General features: G+C 66.6%; 14 protein-coding genes and 4 pseudogenes. 11 read left to right on the top strand and 7 right to left on the bottom strand.

The annotated features are described in order from the left end of the window. Positions 1 to 63: 63 nt before the first annotated feature. From AB0C46_RS07265 to AB0C46_RS07235, 7 genes and pseudogenes are all read left to right on the top strand, one after another. On the top strand, positions 64 to 564 hold the full coding sequence (locus tag AB0C46_RS07265) for a phosphoribosyltransferase family protein (protein WP_362826365.1): 501 nt from the start codon (positions 64 to 66) through the stop codon (positions 562 to 564). 619 nt (positions 565 to 1,183) lie between these two features. Continuing rightward, positions 1,184 to 1,444: a hypothetical protein gene (locus AB0C46_RS07260; RefSeq protein WP_362826364.1), complete on the top strand. Its 261-nt coding sequence runs from the start codon at positions 1,184 to 1,186 to the stop codon at positions 1,442 to 1,444. 290 nt (positions 1,445 to 1,734) lie between these two features. Next, positions 1,735 to 2,220: pseudogene (locus tag AB0C46_RS07255) on the top strand (AAA family ATPase); the annotation flags it as partial. Positions 2,221 to 2,373: 153 nt separating this feature from the next. After that, positions 2,374 to 4,638: a LuxR C-terminal-related transcriptional regulator gene (locus AB0C46_RS07250; RefSeq protein WP_362826450.1), complete on the top strand. Its 2,265-nt coding sequence runs from the start codon at positions 2,374 to 2,376 to the stop codon at positions 4,636 to 4,638. Positions 4,639 to 4,716: 78 nt separating this feature from the next. Further along, positions 4,717 to 5,160: a hypothetical protein gene (locus AB0C46_RS07245; protein ID WP_362826362.1), complete on the top strand. Its 444-nt coding sequence runs from the start codon at positions 4,717 to 4,719 to the stop codon at positions 5,158 to 5,160. A gap of 46 nt (positions 5,161 to 5,206) precedes the next feature. Next, positions 5,207 to 5,725, top strand: a complete 519-nt coding sequence (locus tag AB0C46_RS07240) for a response regulator (RefSeq protein WP_362826360.1) — start codon at positions 5,207 to 5,209, stop codon at positions 5,723 to 5,725. A 579-nt stretch (positions 5,726 to 6,304) separates the two neighbouring features. Further along, complete coding sequence (locus tag AB0C46_RS07235) at positions 6,305 to 6,868, top strand: ATP-binding protein (RefSeq protein WP_362826358.1); 564 nt, start codon at positions 6,305 to 6,307, stop codon at positions 6,866 to 6,868. Between the two features lie 509 nt (positions 6,869 to 7,377). Here AB0C46_RS07235 and AB0C46_RS07230 read toward each other — a convergent pair. Then, a pseudogene (locus AB0C46_RS07230) lies at positions 7,378 to 7,915 on the bottom strand (HAD domain-containing protein). A 118-nt stretch (positions 7,916 to 8,033) separates the two neighbouring features. On the opposite strand from AB0C46_RS07230, the pseudogene AB0C46_RS07225 reads away from it, so the two are divergent. After that, a pseudogene (locus AB0C46_RS07225) lies at positions 8,034 to 8,802 on the top strand (transposase). A 170-nt stretch (positions 8,803 to 8,972) separates the two neighbouring features. On the opposite strand, the gene AB0C46_RS07220 reads toward AB0C46_RS07225, so the two are convergent. Continuing rightward, positions 8,973 to 9,122 (bottom strand): hypothetical protein, encoded by a 150-nt coding sequence (locus AB0C46_RS07220; RefSeq protein ID WP_362826357.1) that lies wholly within the window; start codon positions 9,120 to 9,122, stop codon positions 8,973 to 8,975. A gap of 348 nt (positions 9,123 to 9,470) precedes the next feature. On the opposite strand from AB0C46_RS07220, the gene AB0C46_RS07215 reads away from it, so the two are divergent. Then, positions 9,471 to 9,797 carry a hypothetical protein gene (locus AB0C46_RS07215; RefSeq protein WP_362826356.1) on the top strand — a complete coding sequence of 109 codons (327 nt, stop codon included), beginning with the start codon at positions 9,471 to 9,473 and terminating at the stop codon, positions 9,795 to 9,797. Here the strand turns inward: AB0C46_RS07215 and AB0C46_RS07210 are convergent. The 4 genes and pseudogenes from AB0C46_RS07210 to dmpG all read right to left on the bottom strand — a co-directional run. Next, on the bottom strand, positions 9,789 to 13,238 hold the full coding sequence (locus AB0C46_RS07210) for a response regulator (protein WP_362826354.1): 3,450 nt from the start codon (positions 13,236 to 13,238) through the stop codon (positions 9,789 to 9,791). The two genes, AB0C46_RS07215 and AB0C46_RS07210, sit on opposite strands and share 9 nt — an antisense overlap. A gap of 244 nt (positions 13,239 to 13,482) precedes the next feature. Further along, the gene (locus AB0C46_RS07205) at positions 13,483 to 16,818 is read right to left on the bottom strand and encodes a response regulator (protein ID WP_362826352.1); all 3,336 of its coding nucleotides are present in this window, start codon (positions 16,816 to 16,818) and stop codon (positions 13,483 to 13,485) included. Positions 16,819 to 16,978: 160 nt separating this feature from the next. Beyond that, on the bottom strand, positions 16,979 to 17,359 hold the full coding sequence (locus AB0C46_RS07200; RefSeq protein ID WP_362826351.1) for an Hpt domain-containing protein: 381 nt from the start codon (positions 17,357 to 17,359) through the stop codon (positions 16,979 to 16,981). A gap of 373 nt (positions 17,360 to 17,732) precedes the next feature. Beyond that, positions 17,733 to 18,388, bottom strand: a pseudogene (gene dmpG, locus AB0C46_RS07195) (4-hydroxy-2-oxovalerate aldolase); the annotation flags it as partial. On the opposite strand from dmpG, the gene AB0C46_RS07190 reads away from it, so the two are divergent. Further along, complete coding sequence (locus AB0C46_RS07190) at positions 18,369 to 18,797, top strand: zinc-binding dehydrogenase (RefSeq protein WP_362826349.1); 429 nt, start codon at positions 18,369 to 18,371, stop codon at positions 18,795 to 18,797. The pseudogene dmpG and the gene AB0C46_RS07190 overlap by 20 nt on opposite strands. A 101-nt stretch (positions 18,798 to 18,898) precedes the next feature. After that, a complete protein-coding gene (locus AB0C46_RS07185) occupies positions 18,899 to 19,426 on the top strand; it encodes a YbhB/YbcL family Raf kinase inhibitor-like protein (protein WP_362826347.1) in 528 nt (175 codons plus the stop codon). A 704-nt stretch (positions 19,427 to 20,130) separates the two neighbouring features. Here AB0C46_RS07185 and AB0C46_RS07180 read toward each other — a convergent pair. Beyond that, positions 20,131 to 22,116 carry a hypothetical protein gene (locus tag AB0C46_RS07180; protein WP_362826345.1) on the bottom strand — a complete coding sequence of 662 codons (1,986 nt, stop codon included), beginning with the start codon at positions 22,114 to 22,116 and terminating at the stop codon, positions 20,131 to 20,133. Between the last annotated feature and the right edge of the window lie 7 nt (positions 22,117 to 22,123).

Genomic DNA, 22,123 nt, shown 5'->3' with positions numbered 1-22,123 from the left:
GGCAACGGCGAATGTCCAGGTCAGAGGTTCTCGCGTGCTCCCGTGCGCTCTCGTTTGTGAGAGATGTGTGAGACGAAGAGCTCTTTGGTCGCACTGAACGCTGACGGGCCTCCAGTGCGGCGGAACGCCCCACTCCACCGGCCCCGCACGGAGCTCCGGCCAGGCGGATGCCTGCCCGCCGACGCACCGGAGGCTGGGCGGATCTCCACCCAGCCTCCACATCGGCAAGCCGTGGTAGGCACCATGCGCGGCGGTGTGCTCCCGGCGGTTTGGCTCGCCCATCGTCTCGGGATCCGCGACGTGCGGACCGTCGAGGTCACCCACACCACCGACGACGGCATCAATGCCGCCAAGACCCGGCTGCCGGCCGCCCGAAACCCCGCCTCGCTCGGCGACCTGACGGGCCTGGACGTGCTGCTCGTCGACGACATCGCTGGCAGCGCTTCCTCGCCCCTGTGCCTGCCGGACGCTCCTGGAACGGGAGGCGGGGGCACAGGGCCGCCGACCGGTGAGGTGGCCGGGACGACGGGCACAGAACGCACCGCACCCGCCGGTGATCACTAGGCTGCTGGGCCGACCGTGTGGGTGCCGCACTCAGTCCCTCAGCCAGGTGAGGCAATGCAGAGGGATGCCTCGGCACGAATGCCATGCTTTCCGGCGGTACGCAATGTGGATCCGAGGAACCGCACAGGCTCCGACCGAGCGCCGCGGTGGCCGCCACTGCGACTCCTGCCGCGAGACGAAGGCCACCACGGCGCGGCGATAACTGCTTCAACATGTGTCACTCCAGGAGGTGTCGATCCGGACAGAACACGAAGGCGCGAACGGGCGGCCTCTGCCAGGTAGGTGGGCCGTTGAGCTGGCTACCGCCTTCGTCTGGAGAAGCAGGCTAGAAGTGGCCTGTGTCCTTGTATCGCCGGTCATGTAACGGAATTAAGCGGAAGCTTCTCAGAACACCGCTAATTGGAGGCAAGTCTCTCAAAGGCCCAGTAAACGGTACGTAGGCCCATCATTTCGCAAGCAAGGAGGGCCTTTGGGCTGGCCAAGGATGACTTCGATTTCGCAGCGGGCGTGGTGAACGTCCGGCGCCAGCTCAGGTGGGACTCGAAAGGTCGGCCGTACTTTTACCTCCCCAAGGGAGGCAAAACGCGCACCGTCCCTCTACCCATGCGCCAAGCACGGCATGGCGGACGCCCTGCGGGCCGCGGTCGCATCCGGCGCGGACCCCTTCGCCGAGACGCTCGACAAGCTCGGCACCGCGATCGGCACCCTGCTGCACGCCGACGCCGAAGCGGGCCTCATGCGACCGGACATCGACCCCCTCGACGTCGGCTTCAGCCTCGCCGGCGTCGCACTGATCACCGGCGCTCCCACCCAACGTGAACGGGCCGGCCGCCTCCTCGACCGGCTCCTCGACGGGCTCCGCTACGGAGCAGACCGATAAAATCTCCCTTGGCGCGCCGCACGGGCCCGGCAGTGGGCAGCACCTGGACACCACGCAGATGCGCTGTTCCACGCGCCGACGGCCCTCCAGGTCCGCAGCCCGTGGCGCTCGCCCACTCATGGCGCGCGGGAGAAGCGGATGCTGAGATCCAGGGCATAGGACCCGCACAGGGGTTCCGACGCGGTCGACTCACCAAGGCCGCGGCGCAGATCCTCCAGGTGCTTGAGCTGCACGGCCCGCCGGATCCCCGGCCGAACCGGGTCCACGGGCACTCCTGAACGGGCACCCCCATGGCCCTGTCGCGCATACTGGAATGTATGCCGCATATGGCCGGACTGTACGAGCGAAGCGGCGAGCTCAAGGTCTTGCGGGCGGCGATGGATGCGACCCGCGGCGGCCATGGAGAAGCCGTGATGATCGAAGGTGCGCCCGGAATCGGAAAAACCAGTCTGCTGTCCGAAGCCAAGCGGATCGCTGTTTCCGCCGGTTTTCAGGTGGCCTGCGCGCGAGGATCGGAATTCGAGAGCGACTTCCCCTTCGGAGTGGTACGGCAGCTCTTCGAACCGCTCCTTGCACGGATGACGGTGGAAGATCGACAACGTATCCTGTCCGGCACCGCAGGTCAGGCGGCGATCGTACTGAAGAGAGTGGTTCCCGAACGCTCCCCCGGCGGGGATTTCTCCATGCTTCATGGGCTGTACTGGCTGACCGCAGATATCTGCGATGAGCAGCCCCTCATCATTGCCGTCGACGATCTGCACTGGGCGGACAGCGATTCGCTGAAGTTTCTCAATTATCTTATGCCGCGCCTCGAGGACATCCCGGTCTGCGTGGTGGGGACCCTCAGACCATTTGAAACGAATTCCCAGTCGCATACACTCGACCAGATTGTCACCGCATCGCCATCGGTGCTCGTTTGTCCGTCCAGGTTGAGTGCCGAGGCATCGGCCTCGCTCGTCATCAGTGAATTCGCGAAATCCGGGGCACCCGAACCGGAGGACCGCGACTTCCTCTCCGCCTGCTGGTCTGCTACCGGCGGGAATCCCCTCCTGCTCAAGGAGCTCACCGAGGCACTCGCCGCCGAGCACGTCGTACCCATCGCGGTGCACATTCCGCAGGTCTACGCCCTGGGCCCGCGCGCGATCGCCCGGCGGGTGGCGATGTGGATGCGGCGCCTCCCCCAAAGCTGTGGGCCACTGACCTGGGCCATCGCGGTGCTCGGAGACGGTGCGAACCTCAGTCATGCGGCGGAGCTGGCGGGGCTTGACAGAGACGAGGCACTTCAGGCAGCGAAGAACCTCGAACACGCCCAAATCCTCCACACCGCCGTACCGATGGACGTGATGAACCCCCGGTGGGGGTTTGTGCATCCGCTCGTGCGTGCCGCCGTGTACGAGGAGATCCCACCGGCCGATTGCCACCGCGCACACCGGACCGCCGCGCACCTGCTCCGGGACTCCAAGGTCGAGATCGAGAAAGTCGCCCTGCACCTGCTGCGCACCTTGCCCTCCGGGGACGCCGAGACCGTGAACCTGCTGTGGGCGGCGGCGCGGAGCGCCCTGGCCCGCGGCTCCCCGGAGACCGCGGCGAAGTATCTGCGCCGCGCCCTGGCCGAGCCCCCGCCAACCGGTGACCGGCTCGACCTGCTCTTCACCCTCGGCAGCGCCATGCGGCGGGTGGACAGCGCGGCAGCCGTTCCGTATCTCACGGAGGCACACGAGCTGTCCGGGCCGTCCCGGCAGCGCGTCGAAATCGCACTGGCCCTCGGCGACGCGCTGCTCGCGCTGCGGCGCGCCGAAGAAGCCCTGGCGATCTGGCAGCAGGCCCTGGCCGATACGACACCGCAGGACACCGAGCTGATCTACCAGCTGAACGCCTGCATCCTGTCGATCCCGCTCTACGAACCCGGCCGGCCGGATCTGCGTAAGGACATCCTCGGCCGCGTTGCGGCACTGCGCTCCCCCAAACCGAGCGAGAGCATGGGCGGCCGGTACCTGGACTGCGTCATCGCCGGGCACGACGCGGTCATCGGCGACCCGCGGGCGGTCGTCCGGGCACAGCGCGCGCTCCACGACGCGCCGACCAGGCCGTCCGACGGACAGATGTCGCTGTCCTTCGGCTGGCTGGCTCTGATCAGCGCCGACCGCAGGGAGGTCCTGGGCAGTCTGGACGCCGCGGTCGAGCAGGCGCACCGGCAGGGGTCGGTCAACGACCTGACCGGCGCCCTGTGCTACCGCGCGATGGCGTGGCTGTACCAGGGCAATCTCGACGAGGCCGCCGCGGACGCCTCGGACGCGATGCACGCCGTCGACGCGTCCTCGCTGCATCTGCGCCGGCTGCTCCTCGGCCCCGTCCAGGCCGAGGTGCAGATCGAGCAGGGTGCGCTGTCGCGTGCGCAGGCCACACTGGAGTGGACCGGAGTTCCCGATCCCGCGCCGCTCACCGGGCTGATGTACTGCGTGCTGTACAGCCGCTCCCACCTCCTGCGCCTCCAGGGCCGCACGACGGAGGCCCTCAATACCGCGCTGGCTGCAGGCGCGTCGTTCAGCGCGGCCGGCGGGGACAACCCCGCCATCGTCCCCTGGCGGTCGGAGGCTGCCCTGTGCCTGCATCTGCTCGGCCGGGACGAGGAGGCCAGGACCATGGCCGACGCCGAGCTCAGACTGGCCCGTTACTGGAGCGCGCCCCGGGCCCTCGGCCGCGCGCTGCGCATCGCCGGCACGCTGTGCGAGGGCAACGCGGACGTCGGTCTGCTGCGCCAGGCGGTCACCCGGCTGGAGGGCTCCCCGGCCCGCCTGGAGTACGCCAAGGCGCTGGCGGACTACGGGGCGGCGCTGCGCCGGCACGGCGTACGGAGCCAGGCGCGGACCTTGCTCAGCGACGCCCTGGACATCGCCGAGTCCCGTAGCGCGGCGCCCCTCGTCCAGCAGATCAAGGACGAGCTGCATGTGGCCGGAATTCGCCCGCGGCGCCATGCGGTCACCGGTCTGCAGTCGCTGACACCGAGTGAGCAACGGGTCTACGACCTCGCCGTCGGCGGGCACACCAACCGGGAGATCGCGCAGCAGCTGTTCGTCACGGCCAAGACAGTGGAGGTCCACCTGTCCAGCGTCTACCGGAAGCTCGGCGTCACCAGCCGACGCCAGCTCGGTGGACTCTCGGAGCCGTCCCACACTGCGGACGAACCGGAGTAACTCATGTCCGCAGTGCCCGACGCGAAGCCACCCCCAGCCCCGGATGGACCGCAGGGCAGAGCCCGCAGCAGCCGCAGAATGCGCTTCGCGCCCCGAATCCGGCACAAGCTGCTGGCCCTCTGCATCGCCCTCATGGTCCCTCTCGGGGTGGCCACGTTCTCCCTGGTCGACCAGCAGAACAGCAAGATCGACTTTACTCGGACCGAGCTGAGCGGCGTCCGGTACCTGCGTCCCTTGAGCGCATTGGTGCAGGACGTCTCCGACCGCCGCGCGCTGCTGCACCGCGAGATCACCGGAGAGTCCGTACCGAGGAGCCGCTTCGCGGCAGCCGACCGCGTCGTCAGGGCGGACTTCACGGCGCTCATGCAGGTCGACCGGCGGCTGAGGGAGCCGCTGCACACGACCGGCGCCAGTGGGGATCCCAGCGCAGCAGCACCGCTGGTGACCCGCATCGAAGGAGAGTACCGCGCTGCGAGAGACGGGCTGGTCGCCCAGAGAGCGGAGCTTGGTCATGACCGATAGCAACGCCGTGACGGACAGAACCGAAAGGAAAGGGCGCATCTTGGTCGTGGACGACGATCGCACGAACCGCATGATGCTCACCTATCGCCTGGAAATGGCCGGGCTGGAGACCGCGACATCCGAGAACGGGCTCGAAGCTCTGCAGATGCTGCGGGAGAGCGACTTCGATGTGGTGCTGCTCGACATCCTCATGCCGGGGATGGACGGCTACGCGACGCTCGATCTGATGAAGCACGATCAGCAGCTCAGCCGCACGCCCGTGATCATGATGTCGGCCGTCGGCGAGCTGGACAGTGTCATCCGCTGCCTCGAAATGGGCGCCGAGGACTATCTGCCGAAGCCCCTGGACCACCTCCTGCTGACGTCCAGGGTCAACAACATCCTGCTGAAGATCCGGCTCGAACAGGTGGAAAAGGCGCTCGCCGAACTCACCGAGGCCGTGCAGGCCATGGCCGGCGGTCCGCTCCCGGCCGGAGCCCTGGACCAGGTCGCCGGGCAAACCGACTCGGTCGGCCGTCTGGCACGACAGCTTCAGCAACTCGCGGCCGTGACGTCGGAGCGGTAGGCGCACGAGGCCCGGGAACGGCCCGCCACGCCGAGTAACCTCTGCTCGCCTGACGCAACCCGCGCCGGCCGGGCGGGTGCGGTACACCGGCGCCGGCCCGCCCCCGCCTCCTCCACCACCGCCCCGTTTCTCCGTCCACCGCACCGCCGTGCACCCGGCGCCCCGATTAGGGGTCGTACTAGGGGGTTCCCCTAACGACTGCCACAGGGCGCCGGGTGCACGGTGAAGGCATACATCAGCTCCCCGGCACAGCCGACGGCACGGAAAGAGGTGGGGCGGACGTGATGCCCCGGGTCGTTGTTCGCACACCACAGCCCTCCCGGGTGCCCCACCGGAGCCCGGGTGGCCTCCTGACTCCACCGGCCGCCCACGGTCCCGGAGAGAAGCGAGGGCGGAAAGATGTTCCCGAAACTGGAATCGTCCCTGGGCACGGCCCGACAACCGACGGCGGACACAGACCTGACGCCGTACGGCCTCTCCTGGTCCGAGCCTCACGCGAGGGCTCCTGTATGGCGGCCCCCACCCCTGCCATTCCAGCCCCCCGCTGCGGCGGATCCCGCTCGCCCGGACCGCATCGTGATGAGCACCGGCATTCGCACCCGCTCTGTCGCCGTACGTGAGGGCGTACTGCTCCCGCTGTGCCGTCTGTTGGGGCGGCTGGCGGCGACCGCCGCCGCGCTGGTTGCTCAGCTGGCCCGGTACCTGAGGGGGACACGCGGCAAAGTGATCTCACAGCCGCTCGAGTCGCATGTGTGCGCCGTGCCCCAGGCCCGGCGGATCATCCGGACCGAGCTGGCCCGATGGGGGCTGCCCGAGCATGTCGAGATCGCCGAACTCCTGGTGAGCGAACTGGTCACCAACGCGCTCCAGCACGCCTGGGGCCCCCTCCACCTGCGGATGTCCCACTCCCCCGTTGACCGGACGCTGCGCTGCGACATCGCCGACGGCCGCTCCGCCGCTCCGTCCGCTGACCGTCCACCCGCCCGCGCCGACGAGGACCACGGCCGAGGGCTGCACCTGGTCGACCAGCTCTCGACCCGCTGGGGCGCACGGCACACCGCCGCGGGGAAGACCGTCTGGTTCGAACTGCGCACCCCCGGCAGCAAGACCAGGGGCCGAGGGGGTCTGCGGCGGCGACTCTGATCGGTGGGGTACACGGCATGGCGACGGGCTCAGCTGGGCTGAGTTGCTCAACTCGTACGGCGCTCCAGCAGGGACACGTCAGGGGTACCCAGCAGTCCGGCGCCCCGCTCACGGTCTTGCGCACCCAGAGAGGTGGAAATGTGGAGCGCTTCTATCGAGCACACTCGCGCACGCCGGGTCTGCCCGATCTGATTCAGCGCCTTGGCGAGAACCATCAGGGCAGTGGCTCGGTGCCTGTTTCCACCGGACTCCTTCAAGGCGATGAGCGCCTGCTCGGCGTGGTTGGCCGCCGTATCACCCCTGTGTGCCCGCATATACGTCTCCGCGAGTCTGACGTTCGCCTGCCCCTCCCAGAACGGTTGATGGTTCTCGTGAAAGATCCTCAGTGCTTCGGTCAGCTGCGCTGTTGCGTCATCCAGCCGGTCGGCCTGGGCATAAGCCAGGCCTAAGGGCTGTCCCGCAATGATCGTGCGGAACGGCGTCGCAGGCGGCTGCCGGCTGGCCGTGGGTCAGCGCAGACCGGTCGCCCATGCCGTGAGTGTGGCGAAGTCGTTGCTGGTGAGACCGCAGCGGGGATCGACCCGGTGTAGGAGAGCGGGGCCGCTGTGATGCTCGCTCACCCAGGCGCGATCCGCCTCGGTGATCTCGTCGTCGATCCAGGCGAACGCCCGGCCTTTCGCCCACACGACGATCTCCGGCGTCTTCCAGAACACACCGTCCCCGGGCTCGGCCTGCGATGAAGGGCAGCTCGGGCAGTCCCAGGACCGGTGCGACGAAAGCGTTGGCTTCTTCCTCCCACGTGGTCGCCCACACCAGCTCGAAGGGGAGCGCGTCCAATGCCTGGCCGTGAGCCGGGTTGAGCCACACCCGCAGCGGTTTCACCGGCTTGTTCGGTAGCCCCCACTCAGCCAGCCGGCGCCGTTCGGCGGCCTCCCAGCGGGGCGTCAGAAGCCGGTGGGTCTGATAACCCTCGGGCGGTCGGTGCGGCTTCGCGGCATACGGATTCAGCGGCCCGTCGACATCCACCAACAGCACTGGGCGCACCAGCCCACCCCTCCTCGTTCTGCATCGCACGGTACCGGCCGACGGCGAGACCGCCCAGCCAGATCTCGGCAGTTAACGATCTAAGCGAGTGTGGCCTTCGACGCGGTGGGACGATCTTGATGTGACAGCAGTGATCACGGCGTCGGAGCCGTCTTGGATAGTCCCGTTCACCGGCCTGAACCCGCGCGCCTTCTACAAGCTGATCACGATGCTCCGCCGCGAAGGAGCTGAGGCGCTGCGGCCAGGGCGCCGGTGGTCACTGCCGTTGGAGGACCGGGTATTGCTCGTCGTCGCGTACTGGCGAACCAATCTGACACTCCGGCAGCTCGCCCCGCTGTTCGGCATTTCGAAGTCCGCAGCCGATCGGATCGTTGCCCGCACCAGCCCACTGCTCGCGCTCAAGCAGCGGCAGCGTTTCCGCAAGGACACGGTGCTCATCGTGGACGGCACTCTGGTCCCTACCCGTGACCACAGCATCGCCGAGCAGTCGAAGAACTACAGGTACTCCACCACTCATCAGGTCGTCATCGACGCCGACACCCGACATGTCGTCGTGGTCGGCCGGCCCCTTCCCGGGAATCGCAACAACTGCAAGGCATGGGAGGAATCCGGGGCCAAGGCCGCCATCGGTAACACCATGGCCATCGCCGACGGCGGCTACCCGGGCACTGGCCTAGCAATGCCCCACCGGCGCCGCAAAGGCGAAGAGCTCCCCGGGCTGGAAGCAGGAACACAACAAGTCCCACAAACAGGTCCGCGCCCGCGTCGAGCCCGCTTTCGCCCGTATGAAGACCTGGAAGATCCTGCGCGACTGTCGCCTCAAGGGCGACGGCGTTCATCACGCCATCAGCGGCATCGCCCGCCTGCACCACCTCACCCTCGCCGGATAGACGCGCCGCCCCCGGATGAGAGCTCGCCCCTGCCACGCCAAGATCAATGGGAGGCGTTTCTCGGTGATCTGGTTAATGGGCATGAGGGCTTCGCTCCTCGTGGCTGCGCGAAGCGAAGAGGGTGAGGGGCGGCGGCACCGGGGCGGGTGCCGCCGCCGCAGTGAACTGGCCTACTCAGCCTGGCTGTTCGTGTGTTCGGGCAGGGAGAACATCAGGGCCCGCATCGCGGCGAAGGTGCCGCCGAGCCGCCAGAGCACGCCGGTGAACGCGTCGCGGTTGGCTTCGCCGTCGGGTGAGCCGCCGGTGGCGGAGAAGAACACGAGGGCGGTCAGCGCGGCTCCGAAGGCGATGCCCAGCTGGGTCGCGGGGTTGGACAGGCCCGAGGCCGATCCGGCGTTCTCGTGCGGAACTTAGCGAGACATGTCGGCGATTGGTGTGCCGATCGAGCCGAAGCCGATGCCGAACAGCAGGAGGGGGCAGCCATCGCGGGGATGGTCAGGTCGGCCTGCCGACTGCTGATCTGGAGCCCGTAGGCCACCATCGAGGCGAGTGCGAACAGGGCTCCGGCCTGTGGCACGCACCGCCCGAAGGGCCCGTGCGCCACCAGCAGCGCAAGAAGGCCGCACGACCAACTGCGCGCGGACGGCTTCGACGTCCGCGGCGAGGACGTGGCCCGCCTCTCGCCGTTCGTCAGGCAGCACATCAACATGCTCGGCTGCTACTCCTTCCACCTGCCCGACCTGCCTGGCGGCCTGCGCCCACTGCGCGACCCGGCTTCCCCCAACGGACGGGTGATCTGCCGGTGGGCCGGCGCCTTCCTCGTAGGGCGGCGCCGGCCTCGGTTCTCCTCAGCGGGTTGCCGCCCATTGGTGGGCGCTGCCCTGGTGAACGGCGGCGTAGATGTGGTCGCGCAGCAGGTTGGCGTCGTGGTCGGTGAGGGTCCGGTCCAGGTGCCGCAGGACTACTTTGTGTTCGGCACTCCGGCGTCACTCTGACGAGTCGAAGTCACCACGAGGGCGCTCGCCCCGGCGTGCACAGCGGGCGAGGGCTTTGCCCAGCTCCTTGAGATTGATGGGCTTGGTGAGGTAGTCATCCATCCCGGCTTCGATACAAGGTTCCCGATCGCCCTCCATCGCGTTGGCGGTGACTGCGACGATGTAGGGGCGCCCCTCGCCCGGCCAACGCAAGCGGATACGCTGCGTCGCCTCCAGGCCGTCCATCTCCGGCATCTGCACGTCCATGAGAATCACGTCGTAGGGTTGACGTTCGAGCGCCGCCAATACCTCCAGACCAGTGCTCGCGACATCGGCTCGGTATCCGAGCTTGTCCAGCAGCAGTATTGCCAGTCGCTGATTGACCGCGTGGTCTTCTGCGACGAGGATCCGCAAAGTGCCCTGGGGCGCGCTCCGTTGCGTTCCGGATGCGCTCTCCACGGCAGAAATAGCACCGGCCAACTGCCCTGTGAAGACGCTGATGATGGTGTCGAAGAGCTGGGACGGCCTGATCGGCTTGGTCAGGTAGGCGGCTATCTGGGAGTCGGGGAGGTCGTTGCGCTGCTGACCGAGCGAAGTCAGCATGAGGAGCGGGATGGAGTGATGCTGCTGGGTCGCCTGGATGGTTTCGGTGAGGCTGGGGCCATTCCCCTCCGGCATCTTTGCGTCAAGGATTCCGAGGTCGAAGTGGGCTCCGGCCGAAAGCCACTCGACCGCTTCGGCCGGTGACTCGGTGGTGATCGGCTGCATGCCCCACGCCGCCATCTGTGTCATCAGGATCTGGCGGTTGACCGCACTCCCGTCGATGACGAGCACCCGTTTTCCCGCCAGCTCCTGCCTTACCTCCGGCACGGGGCCGCGCCGCCGGACGTCTGCGGTCCCACCCTCGACGGTGAAGCGGAACGTCGAGCCCTCACCTTGCCGACTGGATACGAAGATCGTCCCGCCCATGAGTTCGCATAGGCGCTTTGAGATGGCCAGGCCAAGACCAGTGCCACCGTAGCGGCGGGTCGTTGAGACATCGACCTGACTGAAGAGATCGAACAAGCCTTCGATTCGATGGGGCGGGATGCCGATTCCGGTATCCCGCACGGCAAAGTGCCACCGGCACCGCGGGGACACGGCCGACCCGTCGCCGGCATCCGCCAGAGGCTCAGCATCGACCGTAACTACTATCTCGCCTCGTTCGGTGAATTTCACCGCGTTACTCAGCAGATTGAGCAGCACCTGCCGGAGCCGGGTGACGTCACCCACCATGCCCTCGGGCGCGTCCGGGTCAATCAGGCAGGCCAACTCGATGTTCTTCGTGGCCGCCTCGGCGGCCACGAGTTCGAGCGTGGCCTCAACGCACTCGCCGACATGGAACGGCTGGTGCTCCAGCTTGAGTTTACTGGCCTCGATCTTCGAGAAGTCGAGGATGTCATTGATCAGCGCGAGCAAGGCCTCCGCGCTCTCACGGACGACGCCGGCGAAGTCGCGCTGCTCGTGGTCGAGCTCCGTGTCGAGCAGTAGTCCGGTCATGCCGATGATCGTGTTCATCGGTGTGCGGATCTCATGGCTCATTGTCGCCAGGAATGCACTCTTGGCGTTGTTGGCGCTCTCGGCTGCCTCCTTCGCCTGCTGCAGCGCCTCCTCGGCACGCCGCCGGGCTGTGACGTCGGAGAAGGTGACAACCGCCCCGCGGACCTCCCCCTTCTCGCTGATCGGGTAGGAAGTGCAAGCTACAGGAAAGAGGGTTCCATTGCGCCGTCTGAACATCTCGCCCTCGGTCTGGCGCCCACGACCGGTCCGATACGCCGCACAGATCGGACATTTCTCGATCGAGCAGGGAAGACCGTTGCGGTGGGTGTGGCCGCACAGCTCGTGCATGTGCTTGCCGACCAGGGAGTCGGGCTCGTATCCCAGCATTTCGGCTGCGGCCTTGTTGACGAACGTGGACTTTCCTTGGAGGTCGGTGGCGTAGATACCTTCGGCGGTCGATTCCAGCAACAAATTGACGTTGCGTGCCGCAGTCTCTGCACGCATACGGTCCACGACCCGGCCCAGCTGCGTGCCTATGTTTGCCATCAGGTCGAGCAATGCCCCGTCGGGCTCGGCTGACTGGAACGAGAAGAACTCCAGCACGGCGACGACTTCGTCGCCCACCAGCACGGGGAATCCCATGGCGGCATGCACACCGATGTCGTCCGCACGTCCGATGCGGGAGAATTCCGCGTCCTTGGTCACATCAACGATCCACGCAGCCTTGCCGCTGGCAAATACGCGTCCGGGCAACCCCTCTCCCGGGGTCAGCGGGCTGGCTTCCCGCGCCTGCCGGAATACTCGAAGCTCAGCGGAGTCATGGGAGTGCCAGACCCGCGAGGGGATCAGCTCGGCGCCCTCGGCTCGTGCCGCATCGGGGGCGAGCCAGTATGCATGGCCCACCTGCCAGCCGGTGTAGCCACAGACGAGGTCGAGGACAACCTGCGTCGCCTCAGTCAGGTCAGCGGCCTCGTTGGCGGTGACCGCGACGCGTTGAAGCAGCTCGAGTTCTCCGGTTCGGAGCCGTACCCGCTCAGTCATGCCGTTGAAGCGCGTGGCGAGTGAGCTGATCTCGCTCACGCCCCCGACCGGCGCACGCACGCGCAAGTCGCCCTCGGCGATGCGCGCGGTAGCGTGGTCGAGCATGCCGACCGGACGGATGATCGCTCGCCGCGCCACCACCGCGACGCCCCCCATACCGCACAGCATCACCAGTGCGACGCCGACCGCTGCCGACGAGTATGCCGTCGCCCGGCCGACTGCCTGCGCGGTTTCTCGGTGTGTACGCACGTCGACCAGATCGAACACGCGTCCTATCGGTTGCATGATCCGAGCCTTGGCGTGGTGGTAATCCGCACCGTAGAGCAGTGCGGCGGCCCTGTCCCGGCCGGTAGCTGCCCTCGACGTTCCAGCGGTCCTGTCGATCTCAGCGAAGGCCTTCTCTTCGAGTCGTGCCAGCGCGTCGGAACGCGACCGGGCCGTCTTGAGCAGGCTCAACTCTTCACCGGTGAACCCTGCCCGCGCGGCCAGCGTATCGAAGCTGACGGCCGGTCCGGAGGAAGTCGGCGGCCGTCCGGTGTCGGTGATCACGTCCCAGTAGACACGGTCGTACTGCTCGGGGCGCGGGGCTCTGCCGTCACGGATTGCCAGGATCTCGGCGAAGTAGTCCCGGTAGCGTGGCTCTCCGGTGACTGTGTACGTCCTTGCCATGCGAGTCAAGTCATCGGAGGTCTGGCGCAGTTCGTCGGCCAGGCGCAGCGATTCCGACCGCCGGCTCTCGGCCCGTGCAGCGTCCTGCATGCTCTGCACTGCAATCACGCTCAGGGTAAGCACAACGGCAAGCAACAGGGCATTGACCACGACGAAAACACGCACGAGCATTCGGAGCGACACACCCACCCGCCGCCGCACAGAACGCTTCATCGCCACTACTCCTCCGACAGGACACCCTGGCGTCGCTCGTCGATCTCGGTGTGTAGCTGGGCGTCTCTCGTCGATGTCGGCGTACAGCCGGCTCTCACACCCTAATGAGCCAGGTGCCATTTGCCGATTCCCAGGGTATCCAACCAGTGACCGGTGCAGCGGGTCGGCGAGCCGGACAGACGGGCTGTGGGCGCCGGTGCGAAGCACTTAGCTGGTCTTCGGTGGCCGGGGCCTGGCCACTCTTCTATCGACCGTCGTGAGGATCATCGGGGGCACCTGAGGCCAGCGGGATGCATTTGTCCAGTACAGCTCTCAGGTCATTCAGATGGAGTGGTTTGCTGATGAAGTCATCCATTCCTGCGGCCAGGCAGGCGTCGTAGTCTTCCGCCATTGCACTGGCTGTCAGCGCCACGATTCTGGGGCGTCGATGTGCGGGCAATTCCTGATGGATCTCCCTGGCGGCTTGGAGTCCGCTCATCATTGGCATGTGGATGTCCATGAGGACCACATCGTATTTCTCCTTCCGGAGAGCGTTCACAGCCTCGACACCGTTTTCCACGGCATCTGCGGTATACCCGAGTTTCTGCAACATGCGCAGGGCCAGCTGACGGTTGACGTTGTGGTCCTCCGCCAGCAGGATGCGCAGCGTGGTCACCCCCGGGCGGACCTGCTGCGTCGGCTGGGGCGATGCGGGAGAGGAATCCTGCTTTTCCAAGAGAATGCGGCACAGGTCGGCATGCAGCAGCGCTGCTTTGACGGGCTTGGTGTGGTGGGCAAAGAACATGACCGTGTCCTCGGCGCTCGCATCCGGCTCGCCCGGGGAGGCCATCGCTATCAACGGCAAGCCCTTGGCGTCCTGGTATTTGCGGATCTGGCGCGCGAGCATAACACCGTCCATGTCAGGCATCTGCATGGTGAGGATAGCGACGTCGAATGGGTCCCCTCTATTGATCCACTGGGCGGCCTCGGTGGGGAATCCGGTGTCGCGCACCCGCATGCCCCAGGTTTCCGCCTGACGAGCGAGGATCATACGGTCGGTGGGGTTGCCGTCAACGATCAGAAGCCGTTTATCAGTGAGCTGGATCGCGCCCATGGCGTCCTGGCGGCGCATCTCCGCAGGAACTTCCCGAGTACGGATGGTGAAGTGGAATTTCGACCCCTGACCCACTTCACTCTCGACCCAGATGGAACCTCCCATGAGCTCGGTCAACTGGCGGCTGATGGCCAGCCCCAGCCCCGTGCCACCGAACCTGCGGGTGGTGGAGCTGTCAAGCTGTTCAAATGGCTGGAACAGCTCCGCAATGCGGTCCGGCGGTATTCCGATTCCGGTGTCACATATGGTGAAGTGCAGGAGAAAGTCTTTGTGACTGGATGTGCCGTTGCCGCTGCGCTTGCCCGAGAAGCGCCGGACGTACAGCACAACCTCTCCAGATTGGGTGAATTTAACTGCATTGTCGAGCAGGTTGATCAAAATTTGACGGATACGCACGCTGTCCCCCAACACCTCATCCGGCAGACGAGGATCGATGACGTGCCTCAGTTCCAGGGTTTCCTTTTCGTCCGCGCGGGTCATGATGACATCGAAGGCGGATTCAACACAAGCGCCCAGGTTCAAGGGAATGTATTCCAGGTCGAATTTCCCCGCCTCGAACTTGGAGAAGTCAAGGATGTCGTTGGTGATCGCCAGAAGATTGTCTGCACTGTTACGAACGATCTCCGCGAAGTTGTGTTGCTCCGCTGTGAGGGGAGTGTCAAGCAGGAGTTCCGTCATGCCGATGACCGCGTTCATTGGAGTTCTGACTTCGTGGCTCATAGTCGCCAGGAAAGCACTCTTGGCGCGGTTGGCTGATTGGGCGGCCTCCATGGACAGTCGAAGCGCTACCGCCCGCTGCCGTTCTTCCACACGTCCCAACTGTGTGGTGAGATTGTCAATCAGAGCCCGGGTGGAGTCGCTGAGAGGTGAAACCTCGGTAGTGAAGAATTCCAGGACGGTGGTCACTTCGTTGTCCGTCATCACTGGGAATGCCATGACTCCTGCGATGCAAGACTCCTCGGCAGCTCCGGAGGTGATGCCTTTCTCCGTGGCGACGGGCTGAGGACCCACAGGCCGGCGCAAGGCGAGCGCAGTCCGCGCGGCCGACGAGGGCCCGACAGTGAACCGACGTAGCTGCGTAGCGGCTACGGCTTGTTCTTCCACCTGCCTACCCACCGGCGGGCCCAGCTCGGGGGCGCTGTCCGCCCCTTTGGACACCACTGGGTAGGCCTGCCCGACCGGCCAGCCCATGTGACGGCAGACCAGCCTCAACACGCTCAGCAGCGCCTCGTCCCTGGTGGCAGCCTCACTGGCCGCGGCGGACACGGCCTGGAGGAGACTCAGGGAATCGGTACGTCGTTTTAGTTCGGCTGTGCGATGACGGACCTGCTGTTCAACGGCCTCGTAGCTTCCCTGGAGGCGGTCGGCCATTGTGTTGAATGCGATTGCCATTTCGCCGATCTCGTCCTGACTGCGGACTCCGGCCCGCCGTGTCAGGTCGCCTTCAGCGAGGATGTGCGAGGCCCTGGCCACCTCGGACACATTGCGGGTGATGCGCCGGGACATGAGTGTGGCGATCGTCGCCGATGTGGCCATTGCCGCGCCGATGGCGGCGAACGCAATCGCCCGGCGTTCCGTGAAACCGTCCAGACGGGCTCGCAGCATCACGTCTTGCTGGTCGAACATGGCACGCCACAGCGACGAGTTCGCCTGTGCAGCCCGAGAAACCAATGTCGCATACCGGTCGGCTGCCACCGGCGGGCTCACGGGGCGATCGGCTTGGGCAACGGTTGCACTCTTCAGCGCACCCGTACTCCGTTCCGCACGGCGCAGCAGTGGGGCCAGGACAGGTCGAAGCTGCTTGTTGTCATTGAACGCACCAGTGCTTTCAAAGGCTCTGTCGAGCTGCCGGCGCAGTTCGCTGGTGTCCTGGGTCAGGAACCCCGCTGCCTGTGCGAGCTCTCTCCGGTCGGCCAAGTTGAGGACACCGTCACGCAGCCGCGCATCTGCGGTGTCGCCGAGGCTGGAAATCCGTTCCATCAGTCTGGGCTCAGTCAGGAGCAGACCAGCCATTGTGTAGTAGGTGTCCAAGTCCGGATCGAGAATGATCTTGGATGTGTCGCCAATGTAGGAGAACTGCTGCAGCAAGTGGGAAATGAGCCGAGTGTCGGCCGCAGCCGCGGTCCGCGGCGATTGGGTGTCCTTGATCTTGGCCCACTGGTCGGCCATGGCCGACGGTAGCTGTGCCGCCCGGCCGGCACCGGACATCTCGCCGTGCGTGGTCTGCAGCCGCTCCCTCAACCGATCGTTCACGGCAGTCAGGTCGGAGAACAGCCGGTCGATCCGCTTTTCCAGCAGCTGTGCCCGATGCGCGGCAGACGGTTCCTCTGTGGCGCGACGAGACAGCGTCCGGTGCTGCAATACGTTTTCGATCAGAGCACTCAGGGGGCGCAGGTACTGCGTCCCCGCCAATTCAGCGCGAGCAAAACTGATCCCTGAGTTCTGCTGATTCAGGAGGAAGAAAGTTGCGAGTACCAGAGGGAGCATAAACGCCACCCAGATGGCAGCGAGCTTATGCCATATCCGTGGCCTGCACCGTCGACGTCTCGCTCCGCGCTCGTACGCTACCCGCGGTTGCGCCCCAGGTTCATCCGGGCCTTGGCCGGTCACCGCAGCGTGGCGACTCTTCATCGCCCTCCTCCCGGGATCAGCTCTCCCGTGGCCGGCTGCTGGGCGCCGTCATGGGGACAAGCTCCTGTCGAAGGTCTGCCAGAGCCTGTCGAGCGGGGCGGTAGGCGGCTTCGGTGTCCTTTGCGGCCGACTTCGTGCCCTCGGACAGTTCGCCGTGTGCTGAGAGTTTTTCCAGCCCCTGGCACAACGACCCCAGCTGCTCGAGCCCGAAAGTCTTGCTGAACGATTTCAGCGTGTGCGCGGCACGGTGTACCTGTTCCGTCTCGTTGCCCTGGATACCCTGGTGGATCTCGTCGATCAGTTGGGGAGAGTCTTCCAAGAACGTGTTGACGAGCTCTATGACGAACGGAGCTTCGAGCGAGGCCACCAGCTCCTGCACGACCTGCGGATTCAGCACGGGTGTAGTTGGCATGCTTTCGTCCTCCGATCAGCCTGCCGCCCTGGTAGTGGCAGGGCACTCTTAGGGCCAGCACCTGGCAGTCAAGGCTTTCCCGAGCTTGATCGGTTCACTTCGGGCGGCCCCTTCTCGTTATGCATACGAGGAATCACTGAGCACGGACGCCGGGCTACGGCCTGTGGATCACCGGTTCTGCTGCCATCGTGCCTCAACCGCACATCGAAGGGTCGGTCCCGGGTAACCGCCTCGGCTCACGCCGGACAGCTCGGGCGCATTTGCCCAGCCGTTGTTTGCGGTCGGCGATGGAACGGAGTAGCTCGGGGTGAAATACGCCGTTCTCGCCCAGCAGTGTTTTGCGCATCATCGGACTCGTTCACCGCGGCCAGAAAGTAGGCCTTCCAGGGGCACGCCCCATTCGCGGGCCAGTCGCAGTTCCCTCAGCGCTGGGCTGGGGCCTCTTCCCGGTCCAGCCGATGCAAGCATAGCGCGGTCTACCGACTTCGATCAGGATGGCGCGGGCGTCGATGCCGTGGCGGCTGGCGGCCTACTCAGCGTGGCGCAGGAAGCTGGAGTACACGCCGGTGTAGCCGAGGGTGAGGGCCTCACGGTCCACCCGCGCCTCGCCGTCCTGGAGGGGGCGTACGACGTCGTCGGCGGCGTCCATCAGGGGGAACAGGTCGCAGCCGTGCTCCCAGCCCCTCAGGTCGGCGACCGCGACGAACGCTTCCAGGGGCAGTTCCCGGCTCCGGCTCCCTGGCCGACGAGGGAGGCGTCGGTGCGGGTGGCGCCGTTTTCGACTGCGACGACCGAGTTGGCCACGCCGAGCCCGAGGTTGTGGTGGGCGTGGATGCCCAGCTCGGTGGACGGGTCGAGGACGTCGCGGTAGGCGCGCAAGCGGTCACGTACGCGGTCCATGGTGAGGCGGCCGCCTGAGTCGGTGACGCAGACGCAGTGCGCGCCGTAGGACTCCATCATCTTGGCCTGCCGGGCCAGTTCGGCGGGCTCGGCCATGTGGGACATCATCAGGAAGCTCGGTGCAGACCACATCCTCAATCCGGTCGAGCCGAACGACACCTTGGCCACACGGGTGCAGGACCTCACCGGCGGAGGGGCCGACGTCGTCTTCGACTACGTGGGTGAGCACGGCACACCTGAGCTGGGCCTTGCCTTTCTGCGCAATCGCGGGAGCTATTTCACCATCGGTTACGGGGGCGAGGTCAGCCTTCCCACTCTCGACCTCATATCCCGTGAGATCAGCGTCGTCGGCAATCTGGTCGGCACCTACACCGATCTTGAGGAACTGATGGCCCTGACGGCCGATGGCAGGGTCACCCTGCACACCAGCAGCTACCCGCTCGGTGCGTATGCCGAGGCGATCCGCGATCTGGAGGCCGGCAAGGTCACCGGCCGGGCAATCCTGGTGCCCGAGGGCCGCTGACGCCTGACGGCCACCCACGTCCGGTCCGGCTCCGATTCCGCGAACCGTCCGGCCGCCCCTCCTCCTCCCGCAGTAGCACTCAGACGAACAGGAGAAGCACCATGACACACCACCCGTATGACGCTTTGCCGCAGGTCCCGGCCTTCACTGTGGTCAGCGACGATGTCGCCCATGGGGAAACTCTCCCGCCGGCACAGCGCAGCGGAATCTTCGGGGCCGGCGGCGAGGATGTCTCCCCGCACCTGAGCTGGTCCGGCTTTCCTGCCGAAACGGCCAGCTTCGCCGTGACCGTATACGACCCGGACGCACCGACCGCCAGCGGCTTCTGGCACTGGGCCGTCGTCGACATCCCGGCCCGTGTCACCGAGCTGGAGTCGGGTACCGGCGACGGCAGCGGAGAGAAACTGCCCAGCGGTGCGTTCCAGTTGGCCAACGATGCCGGTCTGCGCCAGTACTTGGGGGCCGCCCCGCCTGCGGGCCATGGCACACACCACTACTACGTCGCTGTGCATGCGGTCGACGTCCCGACCCTCGAGCTGCCGGCGGCAGCTACCCCAGCTTTCCTCGGGTTCACGCTGTTCAGCCACACCCTCGCCCGCGCCGTCATGGTCCCCACGTACGAGGCCTGACCACCCGAACCGCCCTGGACTCCCCCGTATACGAGGGGGCCTGGCCTGGCCTCAGGAGACTCCCTGGACCTGATGGACACTCATGGACGGCTCTTACAACGTGTAGCGCTGTTGACACGGGCGGGTCGCGATCAGTACCTCGGTGCGGACGATGCCCTCGTATCGGCTAATCCGTGCGGGCGGCAGCCGTGTGGGCCGCGTGGCGACTGCCGCGCAGGAGGGGAGCGGGCTGCACTATTCTTGCGCCGGAGATCGCAAAATGCACGAACGGCCCAACGAGGTGCAAGGCGCCCGATATAGCCCTACGAGCATCCCGCGCCACCTGGGATGGAACGGGAAGCGTGGAGGACGCTTCCAGAGCGTTGGGGTTCTCGCGGGCGAAGGGGTACGACCTGGCTCGTCGCGGGGAGTTTCCATGCCGTGTGCTGCGTATCGGCCGTAGCACCGTGTCGTCACCGCGTCCCTGCTCCGCGTGCTCGAAAGCGGAGAGCCGGAGTACAACAGTGCCCGAGCCTGACACTGCGCCGTCCCAGGGCGTGTCCGGTGAATCGCATGGCTGGACCCGCTCGACGCGCAAGAGGTGCTGCCGGCAGGGCTCGGGGAGCTCACAGCGTGTCGCAAATACGGCCGCCGGGTCTCTGCGGGCCCAGCGACCGGTGGGAGCCCGCCCGTACAGGGTGGTCCCTGTTCCGGGGGAGTGAGATCTACCGGCTGAAGAAGCGGCTGAAGCGTTCAATGCTGATGGTGCCGGCCTTCTTCACGGCGGTGCCGACGGTGTCCCATTCGCCGACGGTCTGGCCGAAATTGGCGGTCAGTGCGGTGCCGGTGGCCGCGTTCTTCGCCGCTTGGTCCACGGTGGAGCCGCTGGACAGTTCGATGACGAGGGGCACCTGGGTGGCCAGGCTGACCGATCCCTGCAGCACCTTCCCGGCGAGCTGGCCCTGGCTGACGGTGCCTTCGACGAGCGCGGCGCCCTTCTTGCCGACGTGGTCGAAGATGCGTGCGGCATTGGAGGCGCCCTTGCCGGCGATCGCCCCGACGAAGGCCCGCCCGCTTTCGCTGAAGATTACGTTGGCGACCTTGTTCATGCGGGCTGCGGCCCAGGCGCCCTTGGCGCCCTTGGCCACGGCGCCGACGGCAGGGATGGCGGCCAGCGCATCCGCTCCGAGACCGGCGATCGTGGCGGCGTCCCAGTTACCCGAGATGGAGGCGGCCGCCGCGTGCGCGCCCATCGAGGCGACAGCGGTGACGATGGCAACGGGGGCCATGATCGGGGTGAGCACCGGGATGAGCGCCAGGACGCCGGCGGCGGCGCTGACCAGTCCGAGGATGTCCCCTACCAGGCCCCAGAAGGCGCTGCTCTTCGCCTTCGCCTCCATTTCAGCCCTGGCACGCTCGGCGGCCCATTCCGCGGTCTTCTGATACAGCCACTGCTCTTCCTTGCCCCGGGTGTCGATGATCCTGGCCAATTCCCGGTCCACGAAGAAGCACTGGAGCTGATACTCCGCCTGCACGGCCAGGACGGTGTCCACCAGGTCGTAGAGCAGGCCGTCGGGGATGCGCTCCCTGGGGTAGCCGAGGTCCCTCAGCCGCCACAGAACCATGTCGAAGCCCGACCCCTTGAATGACGTGTCCTCGGGCACCTCATTCCCTTCCGAGTCCAAACGGCGGAAGGGGAACATGCCGCTGCGCGGGCCGAGTTCGCGAGCGATCTCGGGGGCGTGGAAGTCCACGATGCTGCGCATGGTGTGGATGCGGCGGAAGGGGGGCTGCAGATATTCGCCCGCCGACGGGCCGTTGCCGGGGTATGCGACGTACACGCCGGCCAAGAGGCCCTCAACGGTGTCCGGGACGCGCTCGGCGACGTCGGTGACGGGCTCGACGGGCGGGACCGGGATGCTGGGCCCGTCGTCGGTGACGGGCTCGAATTGCGGGACCGGGATGCTGGGCCGGTTGTCGGTGACGGGCTCGACGCGTGGGACCGGGATGCTGGGCCCGTCGTCGGTGCCGGGCTCGAATTGCGGGAGGGGCTCAACGTCGCTGCCCGACGTGAGGTACCTGGCGTCTTCAGCGACAGCCTTGGCCACCTTCGAAAAGCCGGGCGTGCCTTTGAGACCGTTCGCGAACACCCCAGCCACAAGCCGATCGGCCGCACGCGCCGACGGCCCGTCATCACCCGCACGCTGCTCTGTCTGGGAGGCATGAGCGTCGGCAACCGGGGCCGCGCCCTGCCACAGGGCCACCAGATCCTTGGCCGCGCGGTCACGCACGTCATCCGTGAGCCACGAAGCCCCTGCGTCCCACGGCCGGCGGTCGGCCATGAGATCGACCGCGCGGCGGGCGGCGGCCTGGTTGAGGGAGGCGATGAACGCCTCGGCGTTCGCGCGGGCCTGCGGCGATGAGTCGACGTAGGCGCGGTATTCCTCGTCCAGCCCGCGCAGAGCGGTGACGATGCACTGCTCCTGGTAGATGAAGGAGCGCAGGAGCTGGGCGATGCGGTACCGGTCCGCGGCATGCAGGGAGTTGGGGTCCCAGCCCCACATCCGCACTGCTTCGCCCTCATTCTCAAGGAACCGGTTGAGCTCAATGTGTGCGGCCTGCACGACCAGGTCGTGCACGGAGGCGTTGTAGCCGAGGTGGTCCAGCTTGGTGTCGGCTTCGCTTTCGGGTGTGTACAGCGGCTTCGTCATGGCGAGG

The organism is Streptomyces sp. NPDC048637 (assembly GCF_040650675.1).
Lineage (GTDB): Bacteria > Actinomycetota > Actinomycetes > Streptomycetales > Streptomycetaceae > Streptomyces.
The sequence above is the reverse complement of the archived record's forward strand: the minus strand, read 5'-3'. Positions and strand labels throughout refer to the sequence as shown.